The organism is Pseudomonas sediminis (assembly GCF_039555755.1).
Taxonomy (GTDB): Bacteria; Pseudomonadota; Gammaproteobacteria; order Pseudomonadales; family Pseudomonadaceae; genus Aquipseudomonas; species Aquipseudomonas mendocina_D.
Genome location: NZ_CP154631.1, coordinates 209,516 through 225,623, shown reverse-complemented (window position 1 = coordinate 225,623; position 16,108 = coordinate 209,516). Strand labels below are relative to the sequence as shown.

Below are 16,108 nucleotides of genomic sequence, written 5' to 3'. Positions count from 1 at the left end.
ACTAACGGGGTTGTCTCTTTATAAGAGGCGTACCACGCCTGTTGTTGTTCCAGGGTTGGAAACTGGCGCTGGCCAGCAGCGTAAAAGTTTTCAGTGGACATATGTTTTTCCTTAAAGAGGGAGAGAGGCTGTCACGCATGACGTGACGCAGGGATATAGACATGGGGGAAGTACAGTGTGGGGAGTGTCGACGTAAACGTCTCCTATGTATCCTCTTCAAAGAGTGTGACACTTCCATGCCTACTGCATGGCAGTAGGCTTCCAGCGATGTTGCACCGTGGAAAAGATCGAAGGTTAGGCGGGAAACTAGATTAACTTTGGCAAGATCATCAGGAGTGGCTAAGTCTACATAGTGAGCGCTGTTGTAGGTGCCGGATTCGATTAGCTGTGTATGCAATGGGAGAAACTTGTCATGAGCTTCTGCAAGGTGTGGGTAGTACTTGCTTAGGCGTTGGCTCTCGGCTAGGAAAACTTCGCCTACATTCATGCCCCAATCATCAGCATGGAATCCGCCAGTGCTCTTGCCTGTGATAGCCACAAGAATCTGTGATAGGTGTTTAGTCTTGACTTTCTCCAATGAGCCAGCGGCTTCGATTGCGGCCAGCATTATTGGGTGACGCATGTGTGAGGTGAGCTTGTCTAAGTACTGTGTGCGAGTTTCAGGTTGTAAACTTAACTTCACTGCTACAAGTTGACAGAAATCTTGTCCCAGATACTGCACCAGCTTAGTGATAGTGCTTTTCACGGATGCATCCGGGTGTACTTGCCAACGTGGCTCTAGATTGCATCTAAGAATCGAGTCGCCAATACCTTGAGCGGGGAGGCTGTTCTTATGTTCGGCGTTTAATGCACGATCAGAGACTACAAGGTTCTTCGGGTGTAGCGTACCGACCGCATGTTTGCCGCGTACTGGGTACAAGTGACAAAGGGCGTAACGCTCCGTACTGCCGTAGCCGTCTGCCTTTCTGGTCAGCTTACTAACATGATGCAGCTCTCGAAGTAGTTCTAATGACTGGGGAACGACTTGGACAGTGGTAGCACGGATGCATTGTTTAGCGAGGAAGTGAGCAAAGGGGGAAGTTTCAAATCTGTAAAGGCGTTTGGTATCTTGCGATTGTTTCTTGGATCGGCTGAAAGCTTGTCTACATTTATCAGAGCAGGTTTTGCTTGCCTTTGAGTTTGTGCCGTACTCAATTCCGCATAGTGGGTTGTGGCACTTGTGGCTGTACTTAAACTTTGTTTTGTGTTCGGTGGACATTGGCAGTTCCTTCTAGGTTCACTGTTGGTTTTGGATTGATTAATGTGTAAGCGCGACGGCAAGCACCCGAGCAGAACGGGTAAATCTTGGTTGCGGTGAAGACATGGCCGCAGTTGCGGCAAGTGCAAACTTTCATATCTTTATCCTCTGGGGTTGGCCGCTTATGCAGCGGCTTTGTAATCTACTCGGCACCAATAGCTGCAAAACTCAGTGCCGGTTTTATGTGGCTTCGAACAGTTCAAACATTCTCGTTCGTCGTGTTCTGGGGTAGGGGCGTGCCAACTTTGTATCGGCACGCGGTGCAGATATTGGTTTTCACCCAAGCATTTGAGTCTCTTGTTTGCGAGCATCAAGCAAAATCTCCAAGTGCCTGAGCGGCTTCTTTTTCAAGCTTGGCGATCAACTTCGCTTCAGCTTCTGCGGCTTTCTTGGCTTCTGCACGTCGAGCCATCTCTAACGACACAGCGACGATAGTGGCTTTATGAGCCTCATAAGCTGCACGACGCTGTTCGTTGTACTCGGCAGTTACTGCGTCTGTGATTGCTGCAATATCCTCGGCCTGAGCGCATGCAGGCTTCACCACATAAAACGAATAAAACCCCGTCCCGTTCATCATGTGAGCATTTACCGGGAAGCTTTCGTGTAGTGTGTAACCAGCGCTAATCTTTTCGGCGTAGGCATGTAGCATCTGTGTCGGGTTATCTACACTGACGTACTCCACTGCACCGCGTTGGCTGTGCGTAGCTTCTCGGCTCTTATAAAAAGACAGGTGGTTTTCGATAAGCTTGTCTAGTGCTGCTTGGTCGAATTCATGGCTGATTGTCTGGTTCATTGTGTTACTCCTGTGGTTTGGTTTTGTGTTTTTAGTTGGTGTACTGCCAGTGTTAGCTCGGCTAGCATTTCCGCCAGCTCTGCGTTACTTGGTACTGTAGGGCGTAGAGCTTTCTGGCGTGCTCTGTGGGCGATCAGGTTGCAATTCGCGCTGCATCTGACATGGTTCTTACGACGCTTGATAAAGTGGTTGCCACAGACTGGGCAAATGATTGTTTCGGACATAGGGGTACGTCTCCTTAAAAAATTAGGTGCATGTATTGCTGCAATGGAATGAGATAAAACAAAGGGCACAGAAGTGCCCGATGTAAACACACAGGAGGAGGAGGTGTTTATAAGTTGGAGCTACAGCTTTCGCCCCACTGCCCATTCGCCGTAAGAAAGGTGTAGGCGCTTGCAGTGTGCGCCCAGCAGGGCGAGAGGCTGTGACCCCGAACAGGGGAATTAGTGTTGCATTCGACAGCGTGTGCAACAGTCACGGGCTCTCCCAAACCACCGTTAGAGGACGGGCTGTCGATTGGAAATCTGGAATTTTGCTAGGAGGGGAAGTGGTAAAGAAAGTTGCTTTTTCTCATTGCGAGAAAAATCTATCCCTCACTATTAGAATAGCACGAATATCTATGGTGTCAAGCTTTGTTTCGGAAAGTCAAGAGCTTTTTAAATATTTTCCAGTTGCTGTAAAAGTTAAGCCCCGCACTTAGGCGGGGCTAGATTTCTGAAAAAGTAAAGGTTACTTAATGAGCATGCACTTGTCGGCCATGGGTGTTTTTGCTACATCACCTTTGCCCTGGCACACAAGCACTAACTGCATTCCTCTTCGCAGTGTGGCCAGCTCATCTAGTTGGTCTTTGCTGAATTTAAATTGAGGCTTCCCGAATATCCTAGAGCTTGCTTCTAGGGTGATGTAGGGGTCGCCAAACAAATCCGTGTTTATATCGGATACAGTGCCGGAAACTTTAAATTTTCTAGCTTTGAAGACTTTATCGGCAGCTACTGTGTTTTCTTCATAAGCCCGCACAAGGTCTTCTGCGTGATAAAGCTTAAGGGCTGATATTTCTTCGCGTTGTTTTGTTGCTGCGGCAAGTAGCCTGGCCTCTTCTTCTCTCTTTCTAGCGGTGTCCCTTGCCTCTCGCGCGGCAAAGCTTTCCGGGGAGGTTGAGTTATACGAAGTTTGGTTGCTAGGAAGAAAAGGCAGAATCATATAGACCGCCAGCCATACAAATGCTGCGGTTCGGGCATTTACCGAATATCCTTTTCTAACCAGCAGCCACGAAAATATGAAGGGGGCGAATATAACTCCCACTATTAAAGCGAGGCTAACTTTACGAGACTTCGTTGCTCGTGGTGCTTCGCTCCAACGCTCTTGAGTAGGCGGCGAGGGTTGCCCAGTGACGTTTTTAACAGGAGCACCACAGTGTGGGCAGGCCGTCGCAGCATTGCTAACAGTCTTATCGCATTCGTAGCACTGGATGAGAGCCATAGGGCATTCCTTTGCAGATTTTTGTAGTGGCAGTATGCCGTGATAAAGCTAGGCGATGCCACATTTAGGGCTACCCAAAAGCGACAAAGCCCACTATGCAGGCTCTCTACCTAGTTACGTTACCAACCATTGGGCTTGTGCTTTGGTCAGCTCTGGGTCTTGGCAATTGCAGAAAGGAGTACATTGTTGCAGCACTTCTTGAACTTTTGCCCACCCTGGCAGGGGCACGGGTCATTGCGTCCGGCCTTCAGTGGCGCCGTCGGGTCGAGAAAGAACCAGCGTCCGTCCACCTGAACGAAAGCGGAGCATTCGCGGTGACGATGTTCGCCGTTGTCATCGTGCCAGCGGGCGACGAAGGTGACCTGGGCGTGTTCCGGCTTGCCGCCGAATACCTCGCTGCCTTCGACTTCCAGGCCCAGCCAGGTGCTCTGCGCACTCCAGGCAGCCATCGCGTCGTGGTCGAGCGCCTGTTGCTGGGCAGGCAAAGTGGTGGCGACCAGATAGTCCACCAGGCCCAGGACATAAGCGGTGTAGCGCGAGCGCATCAGCAGTTCCGCGCTGGGGGCGTGGGCCCCCGCATGATAGCGACCGCAGCACTGGCTCAGCAGGTTGCCGCTACCGCAGGGGCAATTGGGATCGATTGGGTTCATCGCTCTACCACCAGTATTTGCCGAAGTTTTGTGGATTAGCCCAGAACTGAGAGGGGCATGGTGGCAGGCCAAGCGTAGCGGGCTTCATAGAGGACCTCAAGGAATTTGGTGACAAAGCTGGTGACAGTGTTGGTGACAGACAGCGAGACCGCAAGGGCGAATTAACTGGGGTCCTTATCGCGCCCATGCGCCTGCCTGCGAGGGCACACGGGGGAACCTGCGCGGGAATGTTTGAATAGGTGGTCATTCAGATTTTTCTGTCAGATTCTCAAAGGACCTACCGGCGACCACGCGACCACAACCAAAGGGCCACACGGACGACCAGACAGGCCCAGAAGATGGCCTGTAAGTAGTCCATGGGGTTCTCCTTGTATTGGTGGGTAATGGCCTCAGCGGGCCTTGAGACGCCTTGCAGCGGCCCTGATGTCCCTCATTGCGATTCGATAGTTGTCCTTCTCACGCTCGATCAGGTGAACCACAGCGGCCTGTACCGACACACGTTCAAAGCCAGAGCCTTCAAGCTCAAGCCAGCGTTTGACGATCATGTTGGACAACTTGAAGGAATACCGGGAGAGCAGCGTAAAGGTCAGCTCTTTGTCGAGGATGGTCAGTGGACGGAGCTTCCCTTGAACATCTCGGTACTGGGTGCCTACGTGTTGAGGTGCGCCCAGATTTGGGTTCACGTCCAGCTCCAGCTCACTGAGCATCTTGGAGATGTCCCGAAGGACGTGACGGTGGTGCTTGCCGGTGATCTCTGCGATCTCCAAGGATGACATACCGGGCAGACCGTTGAGGGTCGTTGGTGAAACCGCTTCGGCCTTGGAGATGCTCTCGAAGATGGTTGCTGTTGTGTTGGTCATTGGTCGTTTCTCCTTTTGTTTGCTTCCTCAAGTTCGCTCCCACAGCCCAGCGCAGAGACCCACGACAAGGGTTCTGGACGGTGGCATGAAGAAGCAAACAGAAAGACTCTGCGGTTGATGTTGGTGTGCCCAGCGACGGGCAAGAAAATTTCAGATGAGAGTGAGTCGGTGGTGGCACACTGATGCCCAATCAACTCAGGACATGATTGGCTATGAACAAATGGAACATACCCGACAGCTTAGAAAGAGAGATCATTAAGCGGGATGTGTGCTGTGTTTATTGCGGCATTGAGTTCGGCTTTTGTGGCACAAGAAAGTCCCAATCCTCGTGGGAGCACATCACCAATGACGCGAGAATCATCACGAGGGAGAACATTGCTCTTTGCTGTGTCTCTTGCAATGCCAGCAAGGGGGCAAAGCTCTTGTCAGACTGGATCAATTCTGACTATTGCAAAAACAAAAACATTACTCCGCAGTCGGTTCCCAGCGTGATCCAACAAGCCTTATTGCACCCTCCGAAATACACCGACGACACAGCCTGAAGTGACGGCAAGGCCCCAACATGCCCCTGCCGGTCCCTCTCAGGGTTGGCCTTACGGGGCATCTAAGGGATTCCCTTAGGTCAGCTTCACATTGGTGACCAACGGGAACGCCACAGCCTCGGTCTGGAGACCATCAGCAGTCAGCGTCACACGGACCATGCCATTGGCGATGATGTCCACCAGAGCCATGATCTCGATGTCCCAGCCTTGGGCGTTCGGGTTGCGGATCGCCTCGATGCGCCAGATGTTGCCGTCTTGGCGCTCACGGTAGCTCAGGCTGGTGAACAGCTTGGGCAACATGAAGATGCCATGGTCGGTGCCGTTGTACGGCTGAACGCCTGCGCCAATGAGTTCCTCGATAGAACCCAGACCAGCCCGTTGAGCAGCACGCTCCAGCACGGCCACCAGAGACACTGGCAGCAGGATCACGAAGTCACTCAACGAGGTCCCTACAGTCTGGCTAATGCCCATCTTCAATATTTCGGTTATGTCCTGCTTGTAAGTTGGCTTTGTCTCGGTGGCGCCACGGAATGGCCTTATGCCATACTTAACACCAAACAGATAGCGCACATTTAACTCACGAGATCGACCTAAATGGATTTACATAAAAAACTCCTCGCTTCGAGCTTTGTTTTAATCGCGCACTCTATGGCATTAAGCGGGTGCACGCACTACGCACCTGGCTATGATGGATGGACAGAAAAGCAAGTCAACGAAATCAAACAACAGGCCAAGATTCGATACCTAAACCTCCAAGATGAAAAAGGGGAAGTATTTGGAGTAAACTATTTAAAATTTAACGCCGAAGGCTATGAAATACCCATTAAGGGCATGGATGCAAGTATCGTAACCGAATGCGAAAGCCTACCATTTGTAAAGTACAGAGAAATTGGCTCCGTTATTTTAAAAACCTCCGTATGCTTAAACGAGAATAACGAGGTCAACCGAATACTTTTTGATTACGTTGGAGAAAATTATTCCGACACAAAAGAAATATACGAGCTGGTTCAAGCCGATCTGAAAAAGAAGTACGGAGCTTCAATAGCCCCAATACTTAAAAATACCTTTATGAAGAAAGAAAAGTACAAATCCATATATTTTTCTGACTCCCCATCACGGAGCGACCTCCTGCATTACAGCTCCGTATTAATTAGCGATTACATTACAAGTGCCAGTACCAAATGGATTGACAACAAAAAAAATCAACACATTAGGTATAGTCGTTTTATTTTGGATTTAAAGCTCAGAGATTACTCAGTCATGCAGGGGAATGCTGCTACCCGCCGCACTGAGCGACTAAATGATATGCTTAACTCCAGCAAATGACAGTCTGGATATGACGGACCTGAAGACATCATTGAGTTTGGCTGTAGCGTCGACTGCGCAAAGAAGGCAAAGAAAATTACTTTTGTTGCCGACCTTCCTGCTTTGGCCATAGTGAAGGCACTTGCGACAGTCTTGACAGATGTCTTCAAGCTGTAAGCAAAATTCCTTCGGGGCTACCCAATGGAATCCTCAAGTGGGTCGAGGCGATAGCTTGAAGACACAGCCCTTGTTCAAGTAGCTGGTTCAAACGGTCGAGCGTCTTCGCGGGACACTTAGCGAGGACCCGTTGGGCCAGACCATCCATGTTGAAAGTGACCTGTCCTTCCTTATAGGTCCTGAAGCTTGAACGGTGGTCATTGAGGATTCGACGTAACTCGATGAGCTGGATTCGAGCAGGTCGAGGGAAGACCATGGACAAGACAGGCATATCCTGATCGGTGAGTTGTGAGTTAGCTGGACAGGTGATGTTCGACATGGTAGGAGGTCTCCTTTGCGATGTTCTTTAAGATGCCCTTTGAGATGAATGAGAGATGAGGGGTGTAATATCAATTACCCCTCTCCCTCTTGGGCTGGTCGATTAGCTGGTCAATCAGGCGAAGCGATGGCCTCGGAGATGATCTTTATAATATCCGGCGTTAAGTCGCCAAGCCCCGAAATAGAGCCTCTGCGCCTACCTCTGCCACAATCTCAGCCTTGATGCTTGGGTGCCTGTCCACATACGAAACGATCCCATGGGCAGCGTGTCGGGCAGCCTTGGCGATCCTCTGGGCGGTTCTCAAGGAATACTCATTGGTCTTGCAGGCGTCCGCAGTGATCTCCGAAAGGAACAACGCACCGATGACCGCTCGGGCCTTGACGTTGATCTTCCCGTTGGTGACTCCGGCACTGGTGATGATCGACCCGGTAATGATGTCGTCTACCCATGACAACGGATCGGGAACCGCAAGGAGGTGCATGTAGGCTGCGACGGGATTGACGAAGGTGGTCTTAGGACGGCCACGGCCTCGCTTGGATTCATCGCTTGGGGTCTCGGTGGGTTCCCCTTCGGGCGCGCTGGCAAGGCCCTTGGCTGCTCTCTGGTGGTCCTTAAAGAGGGACTCATCGGCACGACGCTCAGCGGCCCATGCCTGATACTGAGCTTCGAGGTTTGCGGGTCGAACCATATCCTTGCGGCGGATGACCTCGCCAGAGATTGGGTTAATGTGGAGGATGGTTCCGGTTTCGTGATCGACGTGGCGGTGTAGTGGTCCGGGTTGGGTGAGCAGGGTCATGGAAGTGGTCCTCAGATGGCCGCTGCGAACGTGCAGCCATAGTGAGGGGTTTTGCGTCACCAGCATCCATGATGCCCAAGGCAATCGGGTCGCTCGACTCAGCAGCGTTGTACTGGCCGGTCTTGCGGATGGTCGGGAGGACTTCCTCAGCGAGCCACTTTTGGAAGGTCTTTGCTTTTTCCGTAGACCCTCTCATGAGCATCCGGTAGACGGTGCTCTCTGGGAAAATCCAAGTAGACCCCTGCATTCCTTTCGGTTTGATGCCCTTGGGGATTTCCAAAGACCCCACCATCCTTGCCCCAGCGTGGCCCACAGTTGATGCACAGACACTGGCGGCGTAGTGTGGTGACTTCAAGCCAGCCGCTCGGGCCACCTGAGTCGCCACGAACAGCAGGTCATGCTCAGGGTGGCCCACGAGGACATCCAGCTCGATGCCCATGAAATTGCGCTTTTCAAAGATGGCCTACCGGCAAGCGGTAGACCGCTGAACAACTACTGAGTCTTTTGGGGAACCAAGTAAGCCTTTGCAGTTCCACCGAGCACATACCAGCAATTACGATTCAGGCCAGAGCTTTTTTCGATTGATACATCCGCGATCCCATCGGCGCCCTTGGCATATGCTGCGATCTTCAAATCAGTAAGTACCGTGGACTCGCTCGGTGCTTGCTCGACAAAACTTCTGTGACACCGACCAGCCGATACGATGTCGATAACTTCAGCATTCGAGGGCACTGATTGTGTGACCTTAATCGAGCGTACTGCTTCACGCTGGTCGCTCAAACTTGCATAGGACTGGTCATTGCCCACTTGCAGGTTAGATGAGTGGCTCGAACAGCCCGATAGAACAACACTCGCAACAAGACAAATAGAGGACGCAAAACGCATGGACAGACTCCTTTCAAGTTGGCGTCGATGATAGCTATGTGCCACTTCAATGTCATGCTGAATGGTCCTTCACAAGTGAGAACGCCTTCACGAGCGCCTCATGGACCACCCCTACGGGCAGCCTCTGGGTCCTCGCATAGAGGTCCTTGGTGATGTTCCCCCCGCTATGCCCAGTGACGGCCTGCATGATGGTGTCGGGAGTCACAGCGGCCAACATTAGCCCGGAGATGGAGTGTCGCAACGAGTGGAATGACAAGTCACTGCCAGCCTTCAGCCCCAGAGGATTTCTGAGAGCCTCATTGAGAGGCTTGTTGAAGTAGTGTTCCTTCTGCTTGAACAGCCTACCGGGTTCCGATACGACCCACTCAAGGAAGGCTGCGAGGGAGAACCCATAGGCCCCATCGACCAGCGGGACTTGTCGAATGGAGAAGTCATTCTTCAGGGTCTTGCCGCTGCTCTCATCCTTGTTGATGTCGATGACGGTGATGCCATCCACCTGCTTCACGTCCTCCTGAGTGAGCTGGTAAAGCTCCCCAATGCGAAGCCCCGTGAGGACCCCCAGCGATATTGCCCAGCGTTTCCAATCGTTCGCTGGCAGACCATTGGCATGGGCCATAACGGTTGCTATCTGATCCCGAGAGAACGGCTTGCGGTCACTCTCGGCGCCTCGCTCGATCTTCAGGCCCTTGTCGAATGAGCGCTCAATAAGACCATTGTTCACAGCCCAGTCCATGACCGTGGATAGCTGACCCAGGAGCTTGTTGATGGTCAGAGGCTTCCGGCCCTCCACGACTTTCTCTTTGAGCGCCACCATGTCTGCCCGAGTGTGGGTCCTGATGTCGAGGTCTCCGAGAAGCCCTGAGAGGGTCCTACAGTTCGACGTTACGGTGCCATGAGTCTTGTCTGATACGTTGCCTTGGCGTTCCTTCAGGAACATCTCAGAGAGGCCCTCGAAGGTTAGCGGGTCATTGGATGGTAATACAGATAGGGACAGGGAAGGGGCCACTGGCGTGCTACAAGATAGCTCCCCAATGATGGCCGTGAGTTCCTGCGGGCGTCCATCCAGCCTTTCCTGAGCAGCCCTGAGCACTCGTTGGCCCGTACCTATGGCCCGTTGCTGGCTCACATTGAACTGACCAACCGAGGCAGCCTCAGCGAGGTGGTTGCTCATCTGGTCGTAAAGCTCCATGTAGAGGCCCCGTGAGTCCTCGCTATGGCCCTGTAGGGCGTCCTCAGCGATCTCCTTTAGGCGCTCCTTGAGGTCCTCCCACGAAGCCTCAGGGCGGTCGAGGTGGAAGACAGCCAGTGTCTTGAGGATGTCCTTGGAGAACTGCATAGCGGTTGGCCTATCGGTGGAACGGAGAGAGATGGTGAGACTACGGGCAGAGCAGCCCCGAGGGCGAACCCTGAGGTAGTAGATGCCTGAGCGTCTGTAGTGCCACACAGAGAGCGCCTGAAAGGGGCGCTGGTGACAAGGCTGGTGACAGGCTGGTGACACTTGGCCCTGCTCTGGCATAGCTTGGATGGTGTTCATAGTGAGGTAAGCCCTTGATATTCATGGGTTTACCACCAGTACTTCCCAAACATTTCCGGGTTGGCCCAGAACTTTGCGTTCAACCAGTCGGGAACTTGCTTGTAATCAAGCAGATCATAGGTGAACAGATGCAGGGTCTGTCCCTCGCGCTGGAACTGCTCACTGGCTTGCAAAGCCAGGGCGAAAAGATCGGTTTCCTGCCAACCACATGCCTTCAGGTCGAGCAATACGGCGACCCGGCTGGCATTGAGATTGCGGATGCCGCCCAGTAGTTGCAGTCCATCGCGTTTGGGTAAGTGCTCCAGACAGTCGACCAGAATTGCCAGGTCGAAGCGCTGTGCGGCCAGTTCAGGCGCCAGGGGGGCAGCAGGTGCGGTGGTGACCTGACACTGCGGGTGGGCGCTTTGAAAGGCGCTGACTGCGGGTAGTTCGCTTGCCCCGAGCAACAGCAGTTTCTCGGGGGTATAGCGGGCAAGCAGTGCCGCAATGGCTTGCTGTGGAGTACGGGTGCTAAGGCTGGCGGTCATCGAACTTCCTCGAAAAGTCTGCAAAGACTAACGTGGTGTCGGTATCAGGCCTAGAGTGAGAGAAAATTATCCGCAGAAGCTGCTATAGCTGGCGGATTGTACAACTCCTGTCTTTACTACTATCGAGTCGGTTATGGGCCGATGAACATTGGAGACCTAAAGTATGAGTATCACAAGGAACGCAGTACCCCTGATTCTGGCTAGTACCCTGCTGACCGGCTGTGCCGGCTTGCAGAAAACCGACTGGCCCACCTGCGCAGCTGTAGGCGGTGTGGGTGGTGCGGCGTTAGGGGCAATCGAAAGTTCTACCTGGGCAGGTGGTGGTGCGCTGGTGGGTGCCGGTATGGCCGCAGCCTATTGCTGGGTACACGGTGCTGAAGCGCAGCAGGTTGCCGTTGTCGAGGAAGTCGTTGTCGAGGAGGTTGCCGTTGCCGAGCCGGCCGAAGCCGTTCGTGTCGAACTGGACGTCAAGTTCGACTTCGACAAGGCTCAGGTCAAACAGGAAAGCTACGGCGATATCAAAGCCCTGGCCGACTTCATGAAACAGTATCCGCAGACCAGCACTGTGGTTGAAGGTCACACCGACTCCGTGGGCAGCGATGCTTACAACCAGGGTCTGTCCGAGCGCCGCGCCAGCGCCGTTCGCGACGTTCTGGTCAACCAGTACGGTGTCGAGTCCGGCCGTGTGCAGGCGGTGGGCTATGGCGAGAGCCGCCCGGTTGCCGACAACGCCACTGCTGATGGCCGTGCCATCAACCGTCGCGTAGAAGCCGAGGTCGAAGCTCAGCCGTAAGGCGCTTCGCTCAACCGGATAAGGCGTCACCCGAAAAGGCCCGGCCGATTTTCATCGGTCGGGCCTTTTCTTGTGTGGAATCTGCCGCTGACCGCGGCTTGCGCGGAATCTTCCTTGTGCGTGCACTTACTTGCTGATAGTGAGCCGCGCTCATGACCGATGCAGCGCGGCACTCTGGCGTTCGCGGGTGATAAACAAAGTCGTTAAAAAATATTCGTCGCTCTGGTGGTCATTGTTGCGAGGGGGTAACGTGCAGCGCTAATTAGAAAATAGCTGCGCAAGAGGGCGGGGATGAAAACATTGTTGACGATGGGCAAGGCACTGGCCTTGGCCTTCTGGCTGGTATTCGGGGCGGCGCTGGCCAAGCGTTTCGGTACCCCGTTCGAACAACTCGTCTATGTGCTCGCGGCCTTTCTTGCGTTGCTGCATGGCGTGCAACTGTGGCTGTTTTCAGACCTCCTGTCCGGTCGCGCTAGCCCCTGGCTGGATCGTCTGCAGGTCCTGCTGTTCGGCATTTTCCACCTCTACCCGCTGAAGGTAGAGCACAAATCCGAATGCATGGCAGCAGCGTTTGAGGAGGCTACTCATGCGTAGTTTCACGCTGTTGCTCTGCCTGTTCGCGGGTACTTCACTTGCTGCTACGCAGGTCAAGGTGCCTTCCAATACCTTGATGCGCTTACCGGTCGCCAGCAGCAGTCTGCAGCTTGAGCGACTGGAGGTGGCGGATCAGGCCACCCTGATGATTCCTGCGACGGTGACCGAGCTGCATATCGGCGAGTTGCTGATGGGCCGCGACGCACGTATTGGCGTAGCGCCCAGCGATCAGCCACTGCGTCTGGTGGTTGAGGATGCCGATATCGGCCCGGGCGCCTGGATCAGTGCCAAGGGCGCCGCTGGTACGTACACCCGGCCGGCCACTCCTGGGCGGGAGATCAAGCTCAAGCTGCACAAGCTGACATTCGAATCGCTGACTCTGGATGTACGAGGTGGGCAAGGCAGACCGGGTTATGCCGGGCTCGATGGCGCGCATGGGCAGCCGGGTGGTTGTACCTGGGGCCAGGCCAGCGCAGGCTACGATGGCCAGGACGGTACCGATGGTCATGATGGCGCGCCGGGCGGCAATGTGGTTCTGGAAGTGCCGCACCAAGTCGAGGTCGAGCGCATGCAGGTGCTGCTAGATGGCGGCGCGGGTGGTGTAGCCGGATCGGCGGGGCGCCCCGGCCGTGGCGGGGCCGCCAAGGGTTGCCTGGTCTATGGCGTAGAGGGTGCAGCCGATGGCAAGCCCGGTCAGCCTGGGCGCGAAGGCGCTGCAGGTCGCAGTGGCGCCGTGCAGGTGTTTCGTTTCTGACCCGACCCAGCCCTCGTTCGCTCATTGTCAGCGAGGGCTGCGTCATCGATCAGAATGACGGCCGCATGGCCACCAGCGTCATCAGTGCCAGTCCGATCAACAGATTGCTGCCTACGATCCTGCGAATTCGCCCCAGCACCTCGCCGCCTGCCGGCCAATTCTCGGCTTCCACGGCGCGCCGCAGCTCCGGTAGCTGCAGTGCTTGAATACGCAGGAACAGGGCGAGCATCACCAGGTACAAGCCCATCATGATGTGTACATAGCGCGGCGCTGCTTCGAAGCCGCTGTAGCCCATGTGCAGCATGCCCATGCCGGTCACAGGCAAGATCAGTACCGCCAGCCAGACCCAGACGAAGAAGCGTTTGAACACACTCAGCCACAGGCGCAGGCGTGCTGGCGGCTCCAGTGTTTCCACAGCTGCCGGGCGCAGAATCATCCAGGCGAAGAACATGCCGCCGACCCAGACGACGGCGGCCAGCAGGTGTAGCGCATAGAGCGGTGCGTAAGGTGTCATGCGGTATCTCCAGAGGGTCCGTTTGGCAGCTTGGTTGATTCGATTGGCACGCGAGTCTGCGCCAGATCGACAGGCGCGCTATGATAGCGACCGCTCCGCGAATACTGAAAATTTATCCAGCCTTTTTCGTTTCAGAATCCATGCTCAGTACCGAACTCAAGTCCCAGATCCAGGGCGCCTATTCGCGCTTTCTCGAGGCCAAATCGCTCAAACCGCGTTACGGCCAGCGGCTGATGATCGCCGAGATCGCCAAGGTGCTCGGCACCATCAAGACCGATGACGAGGGCAAGCGTCTGGGTGATCCTGCCGTGGTGGCGGTCGAGGCGGGCACCGGTACCGGCAAGACGGTGGCTTACAGCCTGGCCACCATTCCCACGGCCAAGGCCGCCGGCAAGCGTCTGGTGATTGCCACCGCCACCGTAGCGCTGCAGGAGCAGATCGTGCACAAGGATCTGCCCGACCTTTTGCGCAATAGCGGCCTGAACTTCAGCTTCGCCCTGGCCAAGGGGCGTGGCCGTTACCTGTGCCTGTCCAAGCTTGATCACCTGCTGCAGGATGGCGCCGCGCAGAGCGCTACCGCGCAGTTGTTCGAGGAAGAAGGTTTTCGCATCGATGTGGATGAACAGGGCCAGAAGCTGTTCACCGCGATGATCGAAAAGCTCGCCGGCAACAAATGGGACGGCGACCGCGACAGCTGGCCGGAGGAGCTGGAGGACGTGCGCTGGGCGCAGCTGACCACCGACCACAGCCAATGCACCAATCGGCATTGCCCGAACTTTCAACAGTGCGCCTTCTACAAGGCGCGCGAGGGCATGGGCAAGGTCGATGTGATCGTCACCAACCACGACATGGTGCTGGCCGATCTGGCCCTCGGCGGTGGCGCAGTGTTGCCCGACCCGCGTGAAACCATCTACGTATTCGACGAAGGCCATCACCTGCCGGACAAGGCCATCGGCCATTTCGCTCACTTCACCCGCTTGCGCTCGACCGCCGACTGGCTGACCCAGATCGACAAGAACCTGACCAAGCTGCTGGCGCAGAACCCGTTGCCGGGGGATCTCGGCCGGCTGATCGAACAGGTGCCGGAGCTGGCCCGCGAGCTGAAGACCCAGCAGCAATTCATGTTCACTGTTTGTGAAGAGATTGCCGACTTCAAGGCCGGCGAGGACATGGAAGGGCGCGAACGCCCGCGTCACCGCTTCGTCGGCGGCGTGGTGCCGGAGCACCTGACCGAGTTGGGGCTGGAGTTGAAGAAGGGCTTTTCCAAGCTCAACGACCTGTTCACCGGGGTTACCGAGCTGCTCAAGGAGGCTATGGATGGCGAGGGCGCCGTGGGCATCGCCAGCCACCAGGCCGAGGAGTGGTACCCGCTGTTCGGCAGCCTGATGGCGCGCGCCAAGGGCAACTGGGAGCTGTGGCTGGCTTTCACCGCCGAAGACCCTGAAGAAAGCCCGCCGATGGCGCGCTGGTTGACTCTGGCCGAGAGCGGAGCACTGTTCGATATCGAGGTCAACGCCAGCCCGATCCTGGCCGCCGAGACGCTGCGCCGTAACCTGTGGAATGTCGCCCATGGCTGCCTGGTGACGTCCGCGACGCTGACCGCGCTGGGCACCTTCGACCGCTATCGCATGCGTGCGGGCCTGCCCAAGGTGGCGGTCGCCGCCATCGTGCCGAGCCCCTTCCATCATGCCGATGCCGGCCTGCTGCGTGTGCCTGATCTCAAGGCCGACCCGCGCGAGGCTGCAGTGCATACGGCAGCGATTATTCGCGAGCTGCCAGACCTGGTGGCGGGCAGTCGCGGAACGCTGGTGCTGTTCTCCTCACGCAAGCAGATGCAGGACGTGTTCGATGGCCTGGATCGTGACTGGCGCAAACGGGTGTTCATTCAGGGCAACCTGTCCAAACAGGAGACCCTGAACAAGCACAAGGCACGCGTCGATTCAGGTGAGGAAAGCGTGCTGTTTGGCCTTGCCAGTTTCGCCGAAGGTGTCGACCTGCCGGGTGCCTACTGCGAGCACGTGGTGATCGCCAAGATACCCTTTGCCGTGCCGGATGATCCGGTGGAGGCGGCGCTGGCCGAGTGGATCGAGGCGCGCGGTGGCAATCCGTTCATGGAAATCGCCGTGCCGGACGCTTCGCTGCGCCTGGTACAGGCTTGCGGTCGCCTGCTGCGCACCGAGGCCGACCGCGGCACCATCACCCTGCTGGATCGGCGTGTGGTTACCCAGCGCTACGGCAAGGCCATTCTCAATGCGTTGCCGCCATTCCGTCGGCAGATCGACTGACTGA

17 protein-coding genes and 1 pseudogene are annotated in these 16,108 nt (G+C 55.5%); 5 read left to right on the top strand and 13 right to left on the bottom strand.

All coding sequences use genetic code 11. The features are described from left to right. Nucleotide 1: 1 nt before the first annotated feature. From AAEQ75_RS01120 to AAEQ75_RS01095, 6 genes are all read right to left on the bottom strand, one after another. A complete protein-coding gene (locus AAEQ75_RS01120) occupies nt 2-1,258 on the bottom strand; it encodes a hypothetical protein (protein ID WP_343350634.1) in 1,257 nt (418 codons plus the stop codon). 349 nt (nt 1,259-1,607) lie between these two features. After that, nucleotides 1,608-2,090 (bottom strand): hypothetical protein, encoded by a 483-nt coding sequence (locus AAEQ75_RS01115; RefSeq protein WP_343350633.1) that lies wholly within the window; start codon nt 2,088-2,090, stop codon nt 1,608-1,610. Between the two features lie 729 nt (nt 2,091-2,819). Then, on the bottom strand, nt 2,820-3,569 hold the full coding sequence (locus AAEQ75_RS01110; protein WP_343350632.1) for an OB-fold protein: 750 nt from the start codon (nt 3,567-3,569) through the stop codon (nt 2,820-2,822). Nucleotides 3,570-3,715: 146 nt separating this feature from the next. Beyond that, a complete protein-coding gene (locus AAEQ75_RS01105; RefSeq protein ID WP_343350631.1) occupies nt 3,716-4,219 on the bottom strand; it encodes a YchJ family protein in 504 nt (167 codons plus the stop codon). 389 nt (nt 4,220-4,608) lie between these two features. Then, nucleotides 4,609-5,079, bottom strand: a complete 471-nt coding sequence (locus AAEQ75_RS01100; RefSeq protein WP_343350629.1) for a Rha family transcriptional regulator — start codon at nt 5,077-5,079, stop codon at nt 4,609-4,611. A gap of 617 nt (nt 5,080-5,696) precedes the next feature. Further along, nucleotides 5,697-6,062 (bottom strand): hypothetical protein, encoded by a 366-nt coding sequence (locus tag AAEQ75_RS01095; RefSeq protein WP_343350628.1) that lies wholly within the window; start codon nt 6,060-6,062, stop codon nt 5,697-5,699. A 153-nt stretch (nt 6,063-6,215) separates the two neighbouring features. On the opposite strand from AAEQ75_RS01095, the gene AAEQ75_RS01090 reads away from it, so the two are divergent. Next, complete coding sequence (locus AAEQ75_RS01090; protein ID WP_343350627.1) at nt 6,216-6,947, top strand: hypothetical protein; 732 nt, start codon at nt 6,216-6,218, stop codon at nt 6,945-6,947. 145 nt (nt 6,948-7,092) lie between these two features. On the opposite strand, the gene AAEQ75_RS01085 is transcribed toward AAEQ75_RS01090, so the two are convergent. The 6 genes from AAEQ75_RS01085 to AAEQ75_RS01065 all read right to left on the bottom strand — a co-directional run bounded on the left by AAEQ75_RS01085 (nt 7,093) and on the right by AAEQ75_RS01065 (nt 11,164). Further along, nucleotides 7,093-7,422 (bottom strand): hypothetical protein, encoded by a 330-nt coding sequence (locus AAEQ75_RS01085; protein WP_343350625.1) that lies wholly within the window; start codon nt 7,420-7,422, stop codon nt 7,093-7,095. 160 nt (nt 7,423-7,582) lie between these two features. Further along, nucleotides 7,583-8,218, bottom strand: a complete 636-nt coding sequence (locus tag AAEQ75_RS01080; protein WP_343350624.1) for a hypothetical protein — start codon at nt 8,216-8,218, stop codon at nt 7,583-7,585. Then, nucleotides 8,145-8,657, bottom strand: coding sequence for a BRO-N domain-containing protein (locus AAEQ75_RS21860; RefSeq protein ID WP_430523436.1), 513 nt, complete (start codon nt 8,655-8,657; stop codon nt 8,145-8,147). Before AAEQ75_RS21860 ends, AAEQ75_RS01080 begins: the two co-directional genes overlap by 74 nt. Before the next feature lie 53 nt (nt 8,658-8,710). Continuing rightward, entirely contained in the window at nt 8,711-9,103 is a 393-nt protein-coding gene (locus AAEQ75_RS01075) for a hypothetical protein (RefSeq protein WP_343350623.1), read from the bottom strand. A 52-nt stretch (nt 9,104-9,155) separates the two neighbouring features. After that, nucleotides 9,156-10,439: a site-specific integrase gene (locus AAEQ75_RS01070; protein WP_343350622.1), complete on the bottom strand. Its 1,284-nt coding sequence runs from the start codon at nt 10,437-10,439 to the stop codon at nt 9,156-9,158. Between the two features lie 227 nt (nt 10,440-10,666). Then, nucleotides 10,667-11,164 carry a DUF6231 family protein gene (locus tag AAEQ75_RS01065; protein WP_343350620.1) on the bottom strand — a complete coding sequence of 166 codons (498 nt, stop codon included), beginning with the start codon at nt 11,162-11,164 and terminating at the stop codon, nt 10,667-10,669. 439 nt (nt 11,165-11,603) lie between these two features. On the opposite strand from AAEQ75_RS01065, the pseudogene AAEQ75_RS01060 reads away from it, so the two are divergent. The 3 genes and pseudogenes from AAEQ75_RS01060 to AAEQ75_RS01050 form a co-directional block, all read left to right on the top strand. After that, nucleotides 11,604-11,957, top strand: a pseudogene (locus AAEQ75_RS01060) (OmpA family protein); the annotation flags it as partial. 291 nt (nt 11,958-12,248) lie between these two features. Beyond that, entirely contained in the window at nt 12,249-12,551 is a 303-nt protein-coding gene (locus AAEQ75_RS01055; protein WP_279921424.1) for a DUF1145 domain-containing protein, read from the top strand. After that, nucleotides 12,544-13,305: a hypothetical protein gene (locus tag AAEQ75_RS01050; RefSeq protein WP_099522085.1), complete on the top strand. Its 762-nt coding sequence runs from the start codon at nt 12,544-12,546 to the stop codon at nt 13,303-13,305. The genes AAEQ75_RS01055 and AAEQ75_RS01050 overlap by 8 nt, the downstream gene beginning before the upstream one ends. Before the next feature lie 49 nt (nt 13,306-13,354). Here the strand turns inward: AAEQ75_RS01050 and AAEQ75_RS01045 are convergent, their stop codons facing one another. Further along, nucleotides 13,355-13,819 carry a CopD family protein gene (locus tag AAEQ75_RS01045; protein ID WP_256834942.1) on the bottom strand — a complete coding sequence of 155 codons (465 nt, stop codon included), beginning with the start codon at nt 13,817-13,819 and terminating at the stop codon, nt 13,355-13,357. Between the two features lie 140 nt (nt 13,820-13,959). On the opposite strand from AAEQ75_RS01045, the gene dinG reads away from it, so the two are divergent. Further along, complete coding sequence (gene dinG, locus AAEQ75_RS01040) at nt 13,960-16,104, top strand: ATP-dependent DNA helicase DinG (RefSeq protein ID WP_296232977.1); 2,145 nt, start codon at nt 13,960-13,962, stop codon at nt 16,102-16,104. Nucleotides 16,105-16,108: the final 4 nt, after the last annotated feature.

What these genes read in the sequence shown, in the direction of transcription:
- AAEQ75_RS01120 (WP_343350634.1), bottom strand. Translation starts at nt 1,258, where the DNA reads ATGTCCACCGAACACAAAACAAAGTTTAAGTACAGCCACAAGTGCCAC.
- AAEQ75_RS01115 (WP_343350633.1), bottom strand. Translation starts at nt 2,090, where the DNA reads ATGAACCAGACAATCAGCCATGAATTCGACCAAGCAGCACTAGACAAG.
- AAEQ75_RS01110 (WP_343350632.1), bottom strand. Translation starts at nt 3,569, where the DNA reads ATGGCTCTCATCCAGTGCTACGAATGCGATAAGACTGTTAGCAATGCT.
- AAEQ75_RS01105 (WP_343350631.1), bottom strand. Translation starts at nt 4,219, where the DNA reads ATGAACCCAATCGATCCCAATTGCCCCTGCGGTAGCGGCAACCTGCTG.
- AAEQ75_RS01100 (WP_343350629.1), bottom strand. Translation starts at nt 5,079, where the DNA reads ATGACCAACACAACAGCAACCATCTTCGAGAGCATCTCCAAGGCCGAA.
- AAEQ75_RS01090 (WP_343350627.1), top strand. Translation starts at nt 6,216, where the DNA reads ATGGATTTACATAAAAAACTCCTCGCTTCGAGCTTTGTTTTAATCGCG.
- AAEQ75_RS01085 (WP_343350625.1), bottom strand. Translation starts at nt 7,422, where the DNA reads ATGTCGAACATCACCTGTCCAGCTAACTCACAACTCACCGATCAGGAT.
- AAEQ75_RS01080 (WP_343350624.1), bottom strand. Translation starts at nt 8,218, where the DNA reads ATGACCCTGCTCACCCAACCCGGACCACTACACCGCCACGTCGATCAC.
- AAEQ75_RS21860 (WP_430523436.1), bottom strand. Translation starts at nt 8,657, where the DNA reads ATGGGCATCGAGCTGGATGTCCTCGTGGGCCACCCTGAGCATGACCTG.
- AAEQ75_RS01075 (WP_343350623.1), bottom strand. Translation starts at nt 9,103, where the DNA reads ATGCGTTTTGCGTCCTCTATTTGTCTTGTTGCGAGTGTTGTTCTATCG.
- AAEQ75_RS01070 (WP_343350622.1), bottom strand. Translation starts at nt 10,439, where the DNA reads ATGCAGTTCTCCAAGGACATCCTCAAGACACTGGCTGTCTTCCACCTC.
- AAEQ75_RS01065 (WP_343350620.1), bottom strand. Translation starts at nt 11,164, where the DNA reads ATGACCGCCAGCCTTAGCACCCGTACTCCACAGCAAGCCATTGCGGCA.
- AAEQ75_RS01055 (WP_279921424.1), top strand. Translation starts at nt 12,249, where the DNA reads ATGAAAACATTGTTGACGATGGGCAAGGCACTGGCCTTGGCCTTCTGG.
- AAEQ75_RS01050 (WP_099522085.1), top strand. Translation starts at nt 12,544, where the DNA reads ATGCGTAGTTTCACGCTGTTGCTCTGCCTGTTCGCGGGTACTTCACTT.
- AAEQ75_RS01045 (WP_256834942.1), bottom strand. Translation starts at nt 13,819, where the DNA reads ATGACACCTTACGCACCGCTCTATGCGCTACACCTGCTGGCCGCCGTC.
- dinG (WP_296232977.1), top strand. Translation starts at nt 13,960, where the DNA reads ATGCTCAGTACCGAACTCAAGTCCCAGATCCAGGGCGCCTATTCGCGC.